This window comes from Pseudoxanthomonas sp. LARHCG66 (assembly GCF_052871755.1).
Window position 1 is genome coordinate 516,647 of record NZ_JBIXJW010000002.1, and the last position, 15,769, is coordinate 532,415.

Annotated in this window: 15 protein-coding genes; 11 read left to right on the forward strand and 4 right to left on the reverse strand. The window is 68.5% G+C overall.

Features of this window, described 5'->3' with window-relative positions:
* The first annotated feature begins 159 nt into the window (after positions 1 to 159).
* From ACIPRS_RS09385 to ACIPRS_RS09415, 7 genes are all read left to right on the forward strand, one after another.
* Positions 160 to 1,623 carry a Do family serine endopeptidase gene (locus tag ACIPRS_RS09385; protein ID WP_337731923.1) on the forward strand — a complete coding sequence of 488 codons (1,464 nt, stop codon included), beginning with the start codon at positions 160 to 162 and terminating at the stop codon, positions 1,621 to 1,623.
* Positions 1,624 to 1,713: 90 nt separating this feature from the next.
* On the forward strand, positions 1,714 to 2,079 hold the full coding sequence (locus tag ACIPRS_RS09390; protein ID WP_192202439.1) for a hypothetical protein: 366 nt from the start codon (positions 1,714 to 1,716) through the stop codon (positions 2,077 to 2,079).
* A gap of 8 nt (positions 2,080 to 2,087) precedes the next feature.
* The gene (locus ACIPRS_RS09395; RefSeq protein WP_192202241.1) at positions 2,088 to 2,594 is read left to right on the forward strand and encodes a phage holin family protein; all 507 of its coding nucleotides are present in this window, start codon (positions 2,088 to 2,090) and stop codon (positions 2,592 to 2,594) included.
* Positions 2,591 to 3,022, forward strand: a complete 432-nt coding sequence (locus ACIPRS_RS09400) for a protein sip-5 (RefSeq protein ID WP_446538364.1) — start codon at positions 2,591 to 2,593, stop codon at positions 3,020 to 3,022. Before ACIPRS_RS09395 ends, ACIPRS_RS09400 begins: the two co-directional genes overlap by 4 nt.
* Before the next feature lie 202 nt (positions 3,023 to 3,224).
* Positions 3,225 to 4,319 carry an AI-2E family transporter gene (locus ACIPRS_RS09405; protein WP_446538365.1) on the forward strand — a complete coding sequence of 365 codons (1,095 nt, stop codon included), beginning with the start codon at positions 3,225 to 3,227 and terminating at the stop codon, positions 4,317 to 4,319.
* Positions 4,320 to 4,622: 303 nt separating this feature from the next.
* On the forward strand, positions 4,623 to 5,363 hold the full coding sequence (locus ACIPRS_RS09410) for an HAD family hydrolase (RefSeq protein ID WP_446538366.1): 741 nt from the start codon (positions 4,623 to 4,625) through the stop codon (positions 5,361 to 5,363).
* Positions 5,360 to 6,730, forward strand: coding sequence for a leucyl aminopeptidase family protein (locus ACIPRS_RS09415; RefSeq protein WP_446538367.1), 1,371 nt, complete (start codon positions 5,360 to 5,362; stop codon positions 6,728 to 6,730). The genes ACIPRS_RS09410 and ACIPRS_RS09415 overlap by 4 nt, the downstream gene beginning before the upstream one ends.
* Positions 6,731 to 6,904: 174 nt before the next feature.
* Here ACIPRS_RS09415 and ACIPRS_RS09420 read toward each other — a convergent pair whose 3' ends face one another.
* The 4 genes from ACIPRS_RS09420 to ACIPRS_RS09435 all read right to left on the reverse strand — a co-directional run bounded on the left by ACIPRS_RS09420 (position 6,905) and on the right by ACIPRS_RS09435 (position 10,552).
* Positions 6,905 to 7,507: a response regulator gene (locus ACIPRS_RS09420; RefSeq protein ID WP_446538368.1), complete on the reverse strand. Its 603-nt coding sequence runs from the start codon at positions 7,505 to 7,507 to the stop codon at positions 6,905 to 6,907.
* A gap of 147 nt (positions 7,508 to 7,654) precedes the next feature.
* On the reverse strand, positions 7,655 to 8,845 hold the full coding sequence (locus tag ACIPRS_RS09425; RefSeq protein ID WP_446538369.1) for a sensor histidine kinase: 1,191 nt from the start codon (positions 8,843 to 8,845) through the stop codon (positions 7,655 to 7,657).
* A gap of 28 nt (positions 8,846 to 8,873) precedes the next feature.
* Entirely contained in the window at positions 8,874 to 9,632 is a 759-nt protein-coding gene (locus ACIPRS_RS09430) for an ABC transporter permease (RefSeq protein ID WP_446538370.1), read from the reverse strand.
* Positions 9,632 to 10,552 (reverse strand): ABC transporter ATP-binding protein, encoded by a 921-nt coding sequence (locus ACIPRS_RS09435; protein ID WP_446538371.1) that lies wholly within the window; start codon positions 10,550 to 10,552, stop codon positions 9,632 to 9,634. Before ACIPRS_RS09435 ends, ACIPRS_RS09430 begins: the two co-directional genes overlap by 1 nt.
* 233 nt (positions 10,553 to 10,785) lie before the next feature.
* Between ACIPRS_RS09435 and ACIPRS_RS09440 the strand changes: the two genes are divergently transcribed.
* The 4 genes from ACIPRS_RS09440 to ACIPRS_RS09455 all read left to right on the forward strand — a co-directional run bounded on the left by ACIPRS_RS09440 (position 10,786) and on the right by ACIPRS_RS09455 (position 15,726).
* The gene (locus ACIPRS_RS09440) at positions 10,786 to 12,027 is read left to right on the forward strand and encodes an efflux RND transporter periplasmic adaptor subunit (protein ID WP_446538372.1); all 1,242 of its coding nucleotides are present in this window, start codon (positions 10,786 to 10,788) and stop codon (positions 12,025 to 12,027) included.
* 511 nt (positions 12,028 to 12,538) lie between these two features.
* Positions 12,539 to 13,228 carry an ABC transporter ATP-binding protein gene (locus tag ACIPRS_RS09445; RefSeq protein ID WP_337731727.1) on the forward strand — a complete coding sequence of 230 codons (690 nt, stop codon included), beginning with the start codon at positions 12,539 to 12,541 and terminating at the stop codon, positions 13,226 to 13,228.
* 11 nt (positions 13,229 to 13,239) lie between these two features.
* Positions 13,240 to 14,400 carry an ABC transporter permease gene (locus tag ACIPRS_RS09450; protein WP_337731728.1) on the forward strand — a complete coding sequence of 387 codons (1,161 nt, stop codon included), beginning with the start codon at positions 13,240 to 13,242 and terminating at the stop codon, positions 14,398 to 14,400.
* A 12-nt stretch (positions 14,401 to 14,412) separates the two neighbouring features.
* On the forward strand, positions 14,413 to 15,726 hold the full coding sequence (locus ACIPRS_RS09455; protein WP_446538373.1) for an ABC transporter permease: 1,314 nt from the start codon (positions 14,413 to 14,415) through the stop codon (positions 15,724 to 15,726).
* Positions 15,727 to 15,769 lie beyond the last annotated feature (43 nt).

The window sequence follows — 15,769 nt, forward strand, 5'->3', positions numbered from 1 at the left end:
TCCGTCATCACGCGCCGGTGCCGGATCAGGGGCCGCGGAGGCCGGACTTCATTGCAGGTTTAGGGGTCCGTCAGCAGACTCATTCAGGTTGAACGGGCGCCCTTCCGGCCCCATTCCCTTCCCGACGCAACGACCTGCCGACCGACCATGAAGAAAGCGCTGCGCCCGTTTCCCACCCTGCTGGCCCTGACCGCCGCCGCCGCGTTCGGCGGTTTCGCCGCCACCGGCCTGAACGATCTGCTGCAGAAGCCGGCCCAGGCGGCCCCTGTCGCCGCAGCCGCCGTCCCGGCCGCCGCCGCCCTGCCCGCCACCGCGGACGGCCAGGCGCTGCCTTCGCTGGCCCCCATGCTCAAGCGGGTCACCCCGGCGGTGGTCAGCGTGTACAGCCGGCAGACCGTCCGGGTGGCCAGCCCGCTGGGGCCGTTCGGCGATGACCCGGTGTTCCGCCGCCTGTTCGGCATCCCCGACATGCCGCGCGAGCGCGTGGAGCGCGCACTGGGCTCGGGCGTGATCGTCGATGCCACCCGGGGCTACGTGCTGACCAACCACCATGTGGTGGAGAACGCCGACGGCGTGTCGGTCACGCTGAGCGATGGCCGCCAGGTGGAGGCCGAGTTCATCGGTTCGGACCCGGATACCGACATCGCGCTGATCCGCATCCCCACCCAGGGCCTCACCGCCGTGCCGATGGCCGACAGCGACCAGCTGCAGGTGGGCGACTTCGTGGTGGCGATGGGCAACCCCTACGGCCTGGGCCAGACGGTGACATCGGGCATCGTGTCGGCGGTGGGCCGCAGCGGCATCCCGGTGGCCGGCTACCAGAACTTCATCCAGACCGATGCCTCGATCAACCCGGGCAACTCGGGCGGCGCATTGGTCGACCTGCAGGGCCGGCTGGTGGGCATCAACACCGCCAGCTTCAATCCACGCGGCAGCATGGCCGGCAACATCGGCCTGGGCTTCGCCATCCCGATCAACATGGCGCGCGGGATCATGGACCAGTTGATTGCCAACAACGGCGTGGTGCGCCGGGGCACGTTCGGGGTGGAATCGCAGGACGTGGACGAACGCGTCGCCCGCGGGCTGGGCCTGGAGGCCCCGCGTGGCGCCCTGCTCACGCGCGTGTATGCGGGCTCGGCTGCCGCTGCGGCAGGCCTGCAACCCGGCGACGTGGTGGTGGCCGCCAACGGCCAGCGCATCGACAACCGCGCCGCCCTGCACAACTTCGAAGGCCTGCAGCCGGTGGGCGCACGCGTGGCATTGGAAGTGCGCCGCGACGGCAAGCCGCTGCAACTCAACGTGGCGCTGAAGGAAGGCGTGCGCAGTGCGGAAGGCGCCAGCCTTGATGCACGCCTGACTGGCGCCACGCTGAAGGAACTGGACGAATCGGCACGCCAGATACTGCGCAGCCAGGGTGCCAACGGTGGCGTGCAGGTCAGCAACGTGGTGCGCAACAGCCGCGCCTGGAACAGCGGCCTGCGCGCGGGCGACATCATCGTGGCCGGCAGCAGCGGCGAGTTCGGCGACCTGCCGGGTTTCCGCGCCAGCTTCGAACGCAAACCCGAGCAGCTGGTGCTGCAGATCCTGCGTGGACGCGGCACCGGTCGCCTGCTGATGCAGTGACCGGCGATCACGGTGGACGGGCATAACAGCCCGTTCACCGCCGTGCATTAGAGTGGCCCCATCCCCCGCCCACAGGAGCCGACCATGACCATGCCCACCAACACCGATGCGCTGAAGTCCAATCTGGGCGAAGCCGGTTCGCATCTCGCGTCCGCCGCCGCCGCTGCCGGCGAAGCGATCAAGGGCGCCGCGAGTGCCGCCGGCGATGAACTCCGCCTGGGCAAGGCCAACGTGAAGGCGGAACTGGCCGACACCGCGCTGTCCGGCATCGCGGCCGCCGAAGCCGGCGGGGGTGCTGCGCGCGAACAGGTGGACGCGCTGATGGACAAGGGCCGCGACCTGATCGACAGCGCCGCGGACCTGATCCGCGAACGCCCGCTGGCCTCGTTCGGCGTGGCCTTCGCGGCCGGCTGGATCATCGCCAAGCTGGCGCGCAGCGGCGGCGGCGACAAGTAGCCCACCGCGTGAGCGACGCGCCCCGCGAATCCGGCGATGCCGGCACGTCCGGCGATGTTCCGCCGCCGGATTTCGCCGACAGCCTGAAGCAGGTCGGCGCCGCCGGCCGCGCGGCCTATGGCTCGGCCAAGGGCACCGGCCGTGCACTGCGCGGGCTGGTATCGGCGGATTTCGCGCTGGCGCGCAGCGCGTTCGGGCGCGCGCTGGCGTGGGCATGCGTGGCCATCGTGTTCGGCGCCTCGGCCTGGCTGCTGGTGACCGGCGCACTGATCGCACTGATGCAGCGCTTGGGGTTCTCCTGGCTGCAGTCGCTGTCGCTGGCCGCCTTCATCAGTCTGGCCATGACCGCGTTCGCGGCGTGGAAGGTGGGCCGCTACTTCGACTACACCGGCATGCATGCCACCCGTCGCCAATTGGCGAAGCTGGGGCTGTTCGATGAGGACGAGGTGGTCGACGACGATCCCCCACCCGGTACCGCGCATGATCCGCGCGCGGCCGACCACGGGGGCGCGTGATGCGCTTCGAACAGTTGCTGCAGCACGTGCAGCGCGCGGAACAGCGCGTCGAACTGCGCGCCACGCACACGCAGTTGCAATGGATCACGCTGAAGCAGGCATGGCGCGCAGGCTGGACGCCGGGGCGCATCGTCATCGCGGGCGTGGTGAGCGGCTTCCTGGTGGGGCGTGCCGAACCGCTGCGCACGCTGACCGGTGCGCGCTGGATGCAGATGTTCACCGCCGTCTCCAGCTTCGTGGCCACCGCGCAGGCGGCCGCCGCCGCCGAGACCGCCGAGCAGGCCGCCGACACGGCGCAGGATGCGCAGGAGCAGGCCGAGGGCCTGGCCGACGACGAACCGATGGTGGACGAGGCGTTCGACGAGGATGAGATCGTGGTGACCGCGCCGCGCCCGGCTGAAGCAGCCACGGAACTCTCCGAGCGCTGAGGCGCCTGCACGTTTGCGGGCGTTTGCAGGAGCGACGTGAGTCGCGACCGCACGAATCAAGCCTTCCTTGCACCGAACTTCGCTGGAAAAGGCAGCGGCCTGTCCGAAGCCTCCCCGACCTCTGCCTCTTCCGGTCGCGACTCACGTCGCTCCTACAGGGTTCACTGCACAATCGCGCATCCACCCTGGCGGCCGACTGCCCATGAGTACACCCGCTCCAACCGACGCACCTGCCGCCCCCACTCCTCCCCCGCCGCGCCCCCGCGCCTCCACACCGATGCTGGTGCTGGCCACGCTGGCCGTGGGCTACACGCTATGGGCCGCGCAGGATGTGTTGCTGCCCGTGCTGCTGGCCATGTTCTTCGCGCTGGTGGGCAATCCGATCATCCGCGTGCTGCGCCGGTTGTACGTGCCGCGCTTCCTGGGCGCGCTGGTCGTGCTGCTGGGCGGCATGGCCGCGACCGGACTGCTGGCGCACAAGATGCTGCCTTCGGCGATGGAATGGGCACAGCAGGCGCCGCGCGAGATGCGCCAGCTCGCGCCCAAGCTGCGCGAACTGACCAAGCCGGTGCAGGACGCCAACAAGGCGGCGGAGAACTTCGCCCGTGCCGCTGGCGGACAGACCGGCAAGCAGCCGCAGGTGGTGCACACCGCCCCGCAGGACGAGCCCTACCGGAAACTGCTGGCGACGCCGCGTTTCCTCGCATCGCTGCTGGCGGTCGTGCTGCTGACGTTCTTCTTCATGGTCTACGGCGAGAACCTGCAGCGCAACGCGATTGCGCTGTTGCCGGGGCGGCAGCAGAAGAAATTCACGGTGGACATCCTGCACTCGATCGAGCGCGAGGTATCGCGCTACGTGCTGACCATCAGCATCATCAACACCGTGGTGGGGCTGGTGTTCGCCGGAGTGCTCTACCTGCTGGGGCTGCCCCTGGCCGAGGCGCTGCTGTGGGGCACGATGGCGGCGCTGTTGAACTTCGCGCCGTACGTGGGCCCGCTGATCGGGATCGTGGCGATGCTGCTGGTGGGGTTCATCAGTTTCAAGGAACCGTTCCAGTCGATGCTGCCGGCGGTGGCCTACCTGGTGCTGCACACGATCGAGGGCCAGATCATCACGCCGATCATCCTGGGCCGGAGGATGGCGCTGTCGCCGCTGGTGCTGATCCTGGCGCTGATGCTGTTCGGCTGGCTGTGGGGGATCATCGGGCTGTTGCTGGCGGTGCCGCTGCTGGTGTGCGTGAAGCTGGTGCTGGCGCGGGTGGAAGGCATGGAGGGGTGGGCGCGGTTGCTGGAGTGAATCCTGCGTTCTTGAGCCCTCTTCTCGCGGCGACCGAAGGAAGTTCCTGTGGGAGAGCGGAGTTGGGGTGAGGGGCAACGGAGTCAGCCAACCCCGATAAGCCGGCGTTCTCACAACATCCGCGACTGACTGAAAACGCTCACGCGCGAAGAACCTGTCGCTTGCATCTTTCGGTGCGGGTCTGCTTTAGGTCACGCATGGTGCCGCTCGCCCCAACCCCTCTCCCGCAGGGAAAGGGGCTCAGTCCGGGCTTGAACCGCACCGGGTGAAGGCGGGTGCGGAACCGCGTGTAAAATCGCCTCGATGAGCTTCCCCGTCCGCGCCATCACCCTCGACCTCGACGACACCCTGTGGCCGTTCGCCCCCATCGGCGTGCGGATCGAACGCGTGCTCGACGACTGGCTGCGCGAACACAGCCCCGCCACCGCCGCCATGTTCCCCGTCGAACGCATGCGTGCCGTGCGCGAAGAAGTCTTCGCCGCCCATCCGCAGCACAAGCACGACCTCAGCCTCCTGCGCCGGATGACGCTGGAGCGCGCCTTGCGCGAGAGCGGCGCCGACATGGCCCTGCTGGAACCGGCCTACGAGACCTTCTATGCCGCGCGCAACCAGGTGGAGTACTACCCCGACAGCCTGGATGCGTTGCAGCGCATCGCCGCCCGCCTCCCGGTCGCGGCCGTGACCAACGGCAATGCGGACCTGCAGCGGATCGGCCTGGACCACCTGTTCGTGCACAAGATCCACTCGCGCGAGCACGGCGCCGCCAAGCCCGACGCCAGCATCTTCCACGCTGCATGCGACCTGCTCGGCGTACCGCCCGCCGAAGTGCTGCATGTCGGCGACCATATCGAGATGGATGTCGTCGGTGCCGTGCGCGCGGGGCTGCGCAGTTGCTGGATCAACCGGCCGGAAGACCACGACGGCCACCCCCAGGCCTGGCCCCACGAGGCGCTGCGGCCCGACCTGGAATTCGACACCCTTGCCGCGTTGGCCGACTGGCTGGACGCCCACCCCTCTTTCGCCACGGAACACGCCGCCGCATGAGCGCCGCCCTCGCCTACACCGATTCTTCCGCCAGTGCCCGTCCGCTGCATGTACTGGAGCGCGCGCAGCTGGTCGCGTGGCGTACGACCCAGTCGGCGGCGGTCAACGCCTGGATCGATGCGCAGAACTTCACCGCATCGCCCGGCGCGCTGCTGGCGTTGCCTGGCGAACAGGGCCTGGCCGGCGCCGTGATGGGCATCGGCGACGCGCTCGACCCGTATGCCTACGCGCATGCGCCGTTCGGCCTGCCGGCGGGCGACTGGGAGATCGCAGGCGAGTTGCCCGCCGATGCGCGCACCGCGCTCCAGCTCGGCTGGGGCCTGGGCAGCTACAAGTTCGACCGCTACAAGCAGCCGGCGCGCAAGCCGGCGCGCCTGGTGCTGCCGCAGGCCGATGCCGAAGCGCTCGACCTGCTGGCCGCCAGCGTGCAGGTGCGCGACCTGGTCAACACGCCCACCGAGCACATGGGTCCGGACGATCTGGAAGCCGTCGTCCGCGCACTGGCGGACGTGCATGGCGCCGACGTCGACGTGATCGCGGGCGACGCGCTGCTGGCGCAGAACTTCCCCGCCATCCACGCGGTGGGCCGCGCCTCGCACCGCGCGCCGCGCCTGATCGCGCTGCGCTGGGGCGACGCATCGCGGCCGCACGTGGCACTGGTCGGCAAGGGCGTGTGCTTCGACACCGGCGGCCTGGACATCAAGCCCGCCGACGGCATGCGCCACATGAAGAAGGACATGGGCGGCGCGGCGCATGCCATCGCGCTGGCGCAGCTGGTGATGGCGCGCAAGCTGCCGGTGCGGCTGACGCTGCTGGTGCCGGCGGTGGAGAACAGCATCGGCCCCAACGCGTTCCGTCCCGGCGAAGTGATCGCCACGCGCAAGGGCGTCAGCGTCGAGATCGACAACACCGATGCCGAAGGCCGCGTGATCCTGTGCGATGCGCTGACCTATGCCGGCGAGCAGTCGCCCGACCTGCTGCTGGATTTCGCCACCCTGACCGGTGCCGCACGCATCGCACTGGGACCGGACCTGCCCGCGCTGTTCGCCAACGACGACGCCGTGGCCAATGACTGGATCGCCGCCGGCGAGCGCATGCGCGACCCGGTATGGCGCATGCCGCTGTGGCGTCCGTACCTGCGCTACCTGACCAGCGGCATCGCCGACCTGGCCAATGCCGGCTCGCGCATGGCCGGCGCGGTCACCGCCGCGCTGTACCTGGAGCGCTTCGTGCCGGACGGAATGAAGTGGGCGCACCTGGACGTGTACGCATGGAACGACAGCGACCGCGCCGGTCGCCCCGCCGGTGGCGAAGCGCTCGCGCTGCGCAGTGCGTACGCGATGCTGAAGGCGCGCTACGGCGGTTGACGTCGCCCCCGCTGTAGGAGCGACGTAAGTCGCGACCGCACGCTGTCAGCGCTCCCGTTCTTCCGCATTGCCGCGTAGCGTCGCGAAGCGCTTCGTGTCTGCCGGATAGGAGCGAGTGGATTCCCGGGTCTGCGGCCGCGACTTGCGTCGCTCCTACAGAAGGCACTTCATTTCCTACAACCACCCCCGCTGCCGCGCCATCCGATAGGCCTCGATGCGGTTGGCGACACCGAGCTTGCCGATGGCTTCGGACAGATAGTTGCGCACGGTGCCCTGGGAGAGATTGAGCTGCTTTGCGATGTCGCCGGCCGATTGCCCCTCGCCCGCCAGCCGCAATACCTGGCGTTCGCGGTCGTTGAGCGGATCGGCGTCGGACCATGCCTCGAGCGCGAGTTGGGGATCGATGGCGCGGCCGCCGCGGTGCACCTTGCGCAGCGCCTCCGCGAGATCCTCGGCCGGTGCATCCTTCAGCAGGTAACCCGAGACGCCCGCGTCCAGCGCGCGCCGCAGGAAGCCGCCGCGCGCGAACGTGGTGACGATGACCACCTTGCACGCAAGCCCGTGCCGCTGGATGCGCTGCGCCAGTTCCAACCCGCTCAGGCCCGGCATCTCGATGTCGGTGACCAGCAGGTCGGGTCTGAGCCGCTGCAGGTCTCGCCATGCGGTCTCGCCATCCGCCGCGCTGCCCACCACGTCGATGTCGCTCTCCATGCCCAGCAGGGCGGTGAGTGCGCCACGCACCATGGCCTGGTCTTCAGCTAGGAGCACGCGGATCATCGGGAGGCCGGCAGGGAAAAGTCGGACGACACGCTAGCAAATCAATCAAGGGAAGTGGGCCGCTTTCTGTAGGAGCGACGTAAGTCGCGACCGCAAGAGGAAGACCCCAGTGAGCATTGGCGCGCGTGCCGGCCGTGCGGTCGCGACTTACGTCGCTCCTACAGGGGCTTTCGTGGGGGCTGCCACGGCGTCATCGCTCGACGGGAGCGGCAACATGATCTCCACGCACGTCCCCTGCCGCAGCGTGGAGTCGATGCGCAGGCGCCCGCCGCGCGACTCGACGCGCTCGCGCATGCCGCTCAGGCCGTTTCCGGGCACGGCGGCACTGCCGACGCCGTTGTCGCGGATGCGCAGTTGCACGTGCCCGTCGCTGCAGGCCAGGGTGACCTCGGCGATCGTGGCGCGCGCGTGACGCTGGATGTTGGTCACCGCCTCGCGCAGGCTCAGCGCAAGCACCGTCTCCAGATCGGCCGGCAACGCCACGTCCTGCGCTTCGTAGCGCAGGGTGACGCCGTCGGATTCGAGCAGCAGGCGGGCGGAGGCGAGTTCGGCCGCCAGCCCCGCCGCCCGGATGCCGGTCACCGCACGGCGTACCTGCGCCAGTGCGTCGCGGGCGACGCGGCTGACTTCGTTGATCTCGTTGCGGGCGGCCTGCGGGTCACGGTCGACCAGCCGGCCGGCCAGGTCCGACTTCAGTGCCACCAGCGACAGCGTGTGCCCGAGCAGGTCGTGCAGGTCGCGGCCGATGCGCTCGCGCTCGGCCAGCGCGGCGAGCCGACGCACTTCCTCGTGCGACAGTTTCAGCTCGGCACGCTTGCGCACCGTCTCGGCCTGGAAGTAGTTGCCGGTGAACACGGCCACCGACACGATCGCGGTCACGGCCGGCACGAACACCGGGAACCCCAGCCAGACCGCCATGCCGCAGTAAGCGATGATCAGCAGGGCGAAGACTTCGAGCCGGATCCACATCGATCCCGGCATCAGCGCCACGAAGGCCGCCGCGTAGATGACGTAGGTGTTGGAGAACGCGTTGAACGGCATCAGTCCGTAGCCCAGCGCCGCGATGCCCAGCGTGCACAGCACGCGCGCCAGCGCGCTGCCGCGATAGGCCAGGAAGTACATCGGCAGGAACACGGCGATGGATGCCAGCGTCGGCCACAGGTACCAGCGCACGCCCTCGCCCCAGTCGGCGTTGGACGGCACCAGCACCGGGACGAACAGGAACACCAGGTAGCCCAGCAGGAAGATGGGCATCCAGCCCAGGCCCAGCGCTTCGGGTACCAGGCGGTCGCGCAGGCGCGTCAGCGCGGACAGCAGGGGCGACGAAAGATGCTTCATGGACGACTCCTTGCGCCGGTGCTCCGGCTCACTGCACCAGGCGGCGGCGGGCCAGTACGAAGAACACGGCGGTGATGGCGGCCAGCACGGCCACGTGCAGCCCCAGTGGACGCCCCGTGCCCACGCCGACGGCCTGTTGCGCGATGTGCGCCAGATGATACGCCGGCCATACCGGCGCGGTGGTCTGCAGCACCGGCGGCAGCATCGTCAGCGGCACCCACAGGCCCGACAGGAACGCCATGGGCAGATAGATGAGATTGATCAGCGCAGGGGCGCCGCGTCCGCTGACCAGCGTGCCCAGCCACAGGCCCAGCGCGCTGAAGGGCAGCACGCCGACCAGGCAGGCGGTGACCCACGCGATCCACTGCGTGGCCGACAACTGCACGCCGGCCACGCCCGCCGCGAGCACGGCCAGCAGCGACAGGATGATCGCGGCGAACAGCAGGGCCATCGCCATCTTCGCCACCAGATAGGCACCCGGCGGCATCGGCTGCGCGCGCTTGAGTGTCAGCAGGCCCTGTTCGCGATCCATCGCGACGGTCACGCCGAAGCCGAACAGCGCCACGCCGATCACGCCGAACACGCCGTAGCCCGCCAGCATGTACTGCGCGGCGACCGAGCCGCCCTTCCCGCCCAGCAGCACGCCGAACAGCAGGTAGAACACCGGCGGGAACAGCAGGCATGGCAGCGAGAACGACGGCGTGCGCAGCAGGCGCAGGAATTCATAGCGCGCTTCGAGCAGATAGGCGCGTGTGGAAGAGAATGGCGGGGCAACGAGGGTGCTCATCAGGCGGCTTCCTTCTGGGTGGCATCACGGGTGAGGGCGAGGAAGGCGTCCGCCAGGCCGGCGCGCTGCACTTCCAGGTCTGACAGGGTGGCGTCTTCGGCCAGCAGGCGGCGCACGATGGGTTCGGCGAACTCGGCCACGATCTCCAGCCGCTCGCCGTCGCGTTGCGCAAGTTGCACGCCCGGCCACTCCTGCACGTGTGCGGACGACAGCGAACTGCTGCAGCGGATGCGACGCTGGGACACGCGCGCGCGGATCTGCGCCACGGTGCCCTCGGCCACTGCGCGGCCGTGGTTCACCACCACCACGCGATCGGCCAGCGCTTCGGCTTCTTCCAGGTAATGCGTGGTCAGCAGTACCGCGCAGCCCTGCGCGCTGAGTTCGCGGATCGCCTTCCAAAGCGTCTGCCGCGCATCGATGTCCAGCCCCGTGGTGGGCTCGTCGAGGAACAGCAGCGCCGGCCGGCCGCATACCGCCAGCGCGAACTGCACGCGGCGCTGCTGGCCGCCCGACAATTGCCCATAGCGGCGCTCCATCAGACCATCCAGTCCGGCCAGCGCCACGCAGTCGGCCACGCTGCGGGGCTGCGGGTAATAGCTGCGCGTCAGGTCGATCAGTTCGCGCACCTTGAGGGTGTCGGGCACCGCCGCGCTCTGCAGCATCACGCCCACGCGGCGGCGTGCTTCCAGCGCCTGCGGCGGCAGGCCGAACAGGTCGGCACTCCCCGCATCCGCGCGCTGCAGGCCCAGCAGCAGGCTGATCGCGGTGGTCTTGCCCGCGCCGTTGGGACCGAGCAATGCCAGCACCTGGCCTGAGGGCAGGCTCAGATCCAGCCCATCCAGCGCCAGGGTCTTGCCGTAGAGATGGCGGACGCCGCGCAGGCGGGCCAGAGGTGCGGAGGTGAAGCTTGCCACGTTCATGCGACGCCCTCGTCAGTAAGTGGGGGCATCGTGCCCGCATGCGGCACCCGTGATGAGTGCAGCCCCTCAGGCGAATCAGGTGACAGTTGTCACTGGGATCGCGGAGGGCGCTGCCCCAGGATGCCTCCGGTGGACGGCCCGAGCCGCTCGCCTGCGCAGGAAGTGACTTCCGGCAACTAGGCTTCCGTTACTCTTGCTGGTCACACTTCCCCGCATTCACCGTCTGGATACGCATGAACACGTCTGCCGACCTGCTGAAGGAACTCCGCATCGACCGCAAGGCGCCGCCGCCGGCCCCGCCGTCGCGCCGTGGCCTGTGGATCACGCTGGGCGTGGTTGTCTCGCTGCTGGTGCTGGCGGCCACGGGCTGGGCGTTCTTCGGCCGGGAGAAGCCGATCGAAGTACGCACCGCGCCGACGGTCGCGCTGGGCAACGGCGGTGCGGCGGCCTCGGTGCTGGATGCTTCCGGTTATGTGGTCGCCCGGCGCATGGCCACGGTGTCGGCGAAGATCACCGGCAAGGTGCGCGAGGTGCTGATCGAGGAAGGCATGAAGGTCGAGGCGGGCCAGGTGATGGCCACGCTGGACCCGGTCGACGCCGACGCCAGCCGCGCGCTGTCGCAGGCGCAGGTCGAATCGGCGCGTTCGCAGGTGGCCAACGTGCAGGCGCAGCTGACCGATGCCGAGGCCAACGCACGCCGCCTGTCCACCCTGGTGCAGCAGCAGCTGGTGGCGCGTTCGCAATACGACCAGGCGATCGCCGGGCGCGATGCCCTGCGCGCGCAGCTGCAGGCTGCGCAGCGCAACGTCACCGTCGCCAGCCGCAGCCTGGCCATCTCCGACAACGGCGTGGACAACACCATCGTGCGTGCGCCGTTCGCCGGCGTGGTCATCGCCAAGGCCGCGCAGCCGGGCGAGATCGTCTCGCCGCTGGCAACGGGCGGGTTCACCCGCACCGGTATCGGCACCATCGTCGACATGGAATCGCTGGAAGTGGAAGTGGAGGTCAACGAATCCTTCATTGGCCGCGTGCAGCCGAAGATGCCGATCCAGGCCACGCTGAATGCCTACCCGGACTGGCAGATCCCCGGCGAGGTGATCGCCATCATTCCCACCGCCGACCGCAGCAAGGCCACGGTGAAGGTGCGCGTGGCGCTGAACGTCAAGGATCCCCGCATCGTGCCCGACATGGGCGTGCGCGTGAGCTTCCTGGAATCGGCCAAGCCGCAGGCAACGCAGGCACCGAAGGGCGTGCGCGCCCCGGCCGCCGCCATCAGCGAACGCGACGGCGCCCAGGTGGCGTTCGTGGTGGGCGATGAAGACACGGTGGAACAGCGCACGGTGAAGGTCGGCGGCAAGCTCGGCGACGACGTCCAGGTGACCGACGGCCTGATCGCCGGCGAAACCGTCGTCATCGACGCCCCGGCCGAACTGAAGGACGGCGCCAAGGTGAAGCTGGCCGAGGACGCCGAGTAAGGCCCCGCTGCAACGGCGCGCGTGAGGAAACCCACGCTGCGACGAATCACCGGATAGTTGCTTTCGCTTTCGCTTTTGATCTTGCTCCACCCGGACCCCTTGAGGTCCGGCAGGCACGGCAGGTCAAGCCCCGCAGGGGCGGCGCACAGGACGTGCGCCGTTTCCGGATGACACAGGAAGTGTCTTCCGGAAATTCCTGCCGGGACTGCGCACCCGTCGCAACGCGACGGGCGGACCGCCGGGGGGTGTTTCTTTGGTCCTTTCTTTGCACAAGCAAAGAAAGGACGCCCCGCGGCGAGCGCACACGAGCGACTGACCTTTTTCTCAGAGCACAACCCGCATCAAGCACCTCCAGCGAACAATCGGCATCGTGTCGATAACCGCCGCTCCGCTTCGTCGTACGCAAGACTTCGCACCTTCCGACCATCAGGTCAGAACCCGCCCTGATTGTCCGCAAAGATCGCAGTCCCGCACACGCCATATTCCCGAACACCACCGAAGGAAAACGCCCATGTCCTCCCTGGTCTCCCTCCGCAACCTCACCAAGACCTACCAGCGCGGCCCCGAAAAGGTCCAGGTGCTGCACGGCATCGACCTGGACATCCCGCACGGCGACTTCGTCGCCCTGATGGGCCCCTCCGGTTCCGGCAAGACCACGCTGCTCAACCTGATCGGCGGCCTGGATACGCCCAGCGGCGGCGAGATCGAGATCGAGGGCCAGCGCATCGACCGCATGAACGATGCCCAGCTTGCGCAGTGGCGCAGCCACCATGTCGGCTTCGTGTTCCAGTTCTACAACCTGATGCCCACGCTGACCGCGCAGAAGAACGTCGAACTGCCGCTGCTGCTGACCAAGCTGGGTGCCAGCCAGCGCAAGCGCAACGCCGAGATCGCCCTGCAGCTGGTGGGCCTGGCCGAACGCGGCGCGCACCGGCCCAACGAACTCTCCGGCGGCCAGCAGCAGCGCGTGGCCATCGCCCGCGCCATCGTCTCCGACCCCACGTTCCTGATCTGCGACGAGCCCACCGGCGACCTGGACCGTCATTCGGCCGAGGAAATCCTCAACCTGCTGCAGATGCTCAACAAGGAACACGGCAAGACCATCATCATGGTCACCCATGACCCGAAGGCGGCCGAGTACGCCACCCACACCATCCACCTGGACAAGGGCGAGCTGGCCGATACCCCGGCCGCGCACTGACGGAGGCGGTCATGAAATATTTCTCGCTGATATGGGCCGCGCTGTTCCGCAGCAAGACACGCACCGCGCTGACGCTGTTGTCGGTGGTGGCCGCGTTCCTGCTGTTCGGGCTGCTGGACTCGGTGCGGGTGGCATTCACCTCGGGCGGCGGCGTCGCCGGTGCTGATCGCCTGGTGGTGTCCTCGCGCCTGTCGCTGACGCAGATGCTGCCACTGAACCTGGAGCAGAAGATCGCTTCCACCCCCGGAGTCAAGAAAGTGGCCTACGCCGCGTGGTTCGGCGGCATCTACAAGGACCCGCGGAATTTCTTCCCCAACTTCTCCGTCAGCGACAACTACCTGTCGCTGTACCCGGAGTACGTGGTGTCCGACGCGCAGATGAAAGCGTGGCAGAACGACCGCACCGGCGCGATCGTCGGCGAGTCGCTGGCGAAGAAGTTCGGCTGGAAAGTCGGCGACACCATCCCGCTGCAGGCCACCATCTTTCCGCAGAAGGACGGCAGTAACGCGTGGCCGCTGACGCTGCGTGGCACGTTCGTCGTCGCCGACGACAAGAAGAAGGGCGAGGAAAACCAGCTGCTGTTCCACTGGAAGTATTTCGACGAAGCCAACCAGTACGTCAACGGCCAGGTCGGCTGGTACATGGTCAAGCTGGACAACGTGGACCATGCCACGCGGGTGGCGAAGGCCATCGATGCGATCTCGGAGAACTCCGACCGCGAGACCAAGTCGCAGACCGAGCAGGCTTTCAACCAGTCCTTCCTCAAGCAGTTCGCCGACATCGGCTTCATCGTCACCGCCATCATGGGCGCGGTGTTCTTCACCCTGCTGCTGCTGACCGGCAACACCATGGCGCAGGCCGTGCGTGACCGCGTGCCGGAGCTGGCCATCCTGAAGACGCTGGGCTTCACCAACGGCAGCGTGCTGGCGCTGGTACTGGCCGAATCGGTGTTGCTGGTAGTGCTGGGCGGACTGATCGGCATGGGACTGGCGGCCATCATGGTCCCGGTGCTGGCGGCGCTGACGGGCGGAGCACTGCCGATCGGCGCCATTCCCGTCGAGACATGGGTGATGGGGCTGGCGCTGATGGTGGGCATCGGCCTGGTGGTGGGGGCGTTGCCTTCACTGCGCGCGATGCGCCTGAAGATCGTCGATGCACTGGCCGGCCGCTGAGGAGAGAACGCGATGAAGAAGAATTTCTGGATGGGAAACCTGATCGCGGTGGTCTGCATCGTGCTGGGACTGGTGGCGTGGATCATGTTGCCCTGGCAGGGCGTGTTGGGCGTCGTCGTGCTGTTGGGCTTGTGGCTGGCCTTCACCCGCACCGGCCGCGTCGCACTGGCGGCGACCCGCATCGGCATCGCCAGCCTGCCGCAGCGCTGGGGCGCATCGTCGGTGATCATCGTGGGCATTGCCGGCGTGGTCGGCGTGCTGGTGGCAATGCTGGCGATGGGCGCGGGCTTCGAGGCCACGCTCAAGCAGACCGGCAACGAGACCACCGCCATCCTGCTGCGCGGCGGTTCGCAGGCGGAGACCAATTCCGTCATCACCCGCGACCAGTCGCCGCTGATCGGCAGCCTGCCCGGCATCGCCAAGGACGCGCAGGGCCGTGCGGTGGTGTCGGGTGAGCTGTCGCAGGTGGTCAACCTGCCCACCGCCAGCACCGGTGAGGATGCCAACGCGCAGTTCCGCGGCGTCAGCGATGCGGCATGGGCCATCCGGCCGAACATCAGGATCATCGAGGGCCGCAAGTTCAACGTGGGCGTGCGCGAGATCGTGGTGGGCCAGGGCGCGAAAGGGCAGTACCGCGGGCTGGATGTAGGCAAGACCATCAAGCTGGGCAACCAGGACTGGACGGTGGTGGGCGTGTTCGCCGCCGGCGACGCCTTCGACTCGGAACTGTGGACGGACATCGAGACGCTCTCGTCGGCGTACGACCGGCGTGCCTTCCAGTCCGTCACCGTGGGACTGGACGGCAAGGAGGGTTTCGCGAAGCTGAAAGCCGCCCTGGACGACGACCCGCGGCTGAAGCTGGACGTGCAGACCACGCAGGACTATTACTCCAAGCAGACCCGGCAGCTGACCACGATCATCACCTGGCTCAGCATCGTCATCGGCGCGATCATGGCGGTGGGTGCCGTGTTCGGCGCGTTGAACACGATGTACGCGGCCGTCGCCGGACGCGCACGCGAGATCGCCACCATGCGCGCGATCGGCTTCCGCGGACTGCCGGTGGTGATGGCGGTGATGCTGGAAACGATGCTGCTGGCCCTGCTGGGCGGCGTACTGGGCGGACTGATCGCCTGGGCCATCTTCAATGGCTACAGCGTGGCGACGTTGGGGTCGAACTTCAGCCAGGTGGTGTTCCAGTTCAAGGTGACGCCGGAGCTGTTGTGGAGCGGCCTGAAGTGGGCGCTGGGTATCGGCCTGGTGGGCGGCCTGTTCCCCGCGCTGCGCGCGGCACGGCTGCCGATCACGCAGGCGTTGCGCGCGATCTGACCCCGCCATGACAGGCACCGGCCTGCGCCGGTGCCTGTTCCTT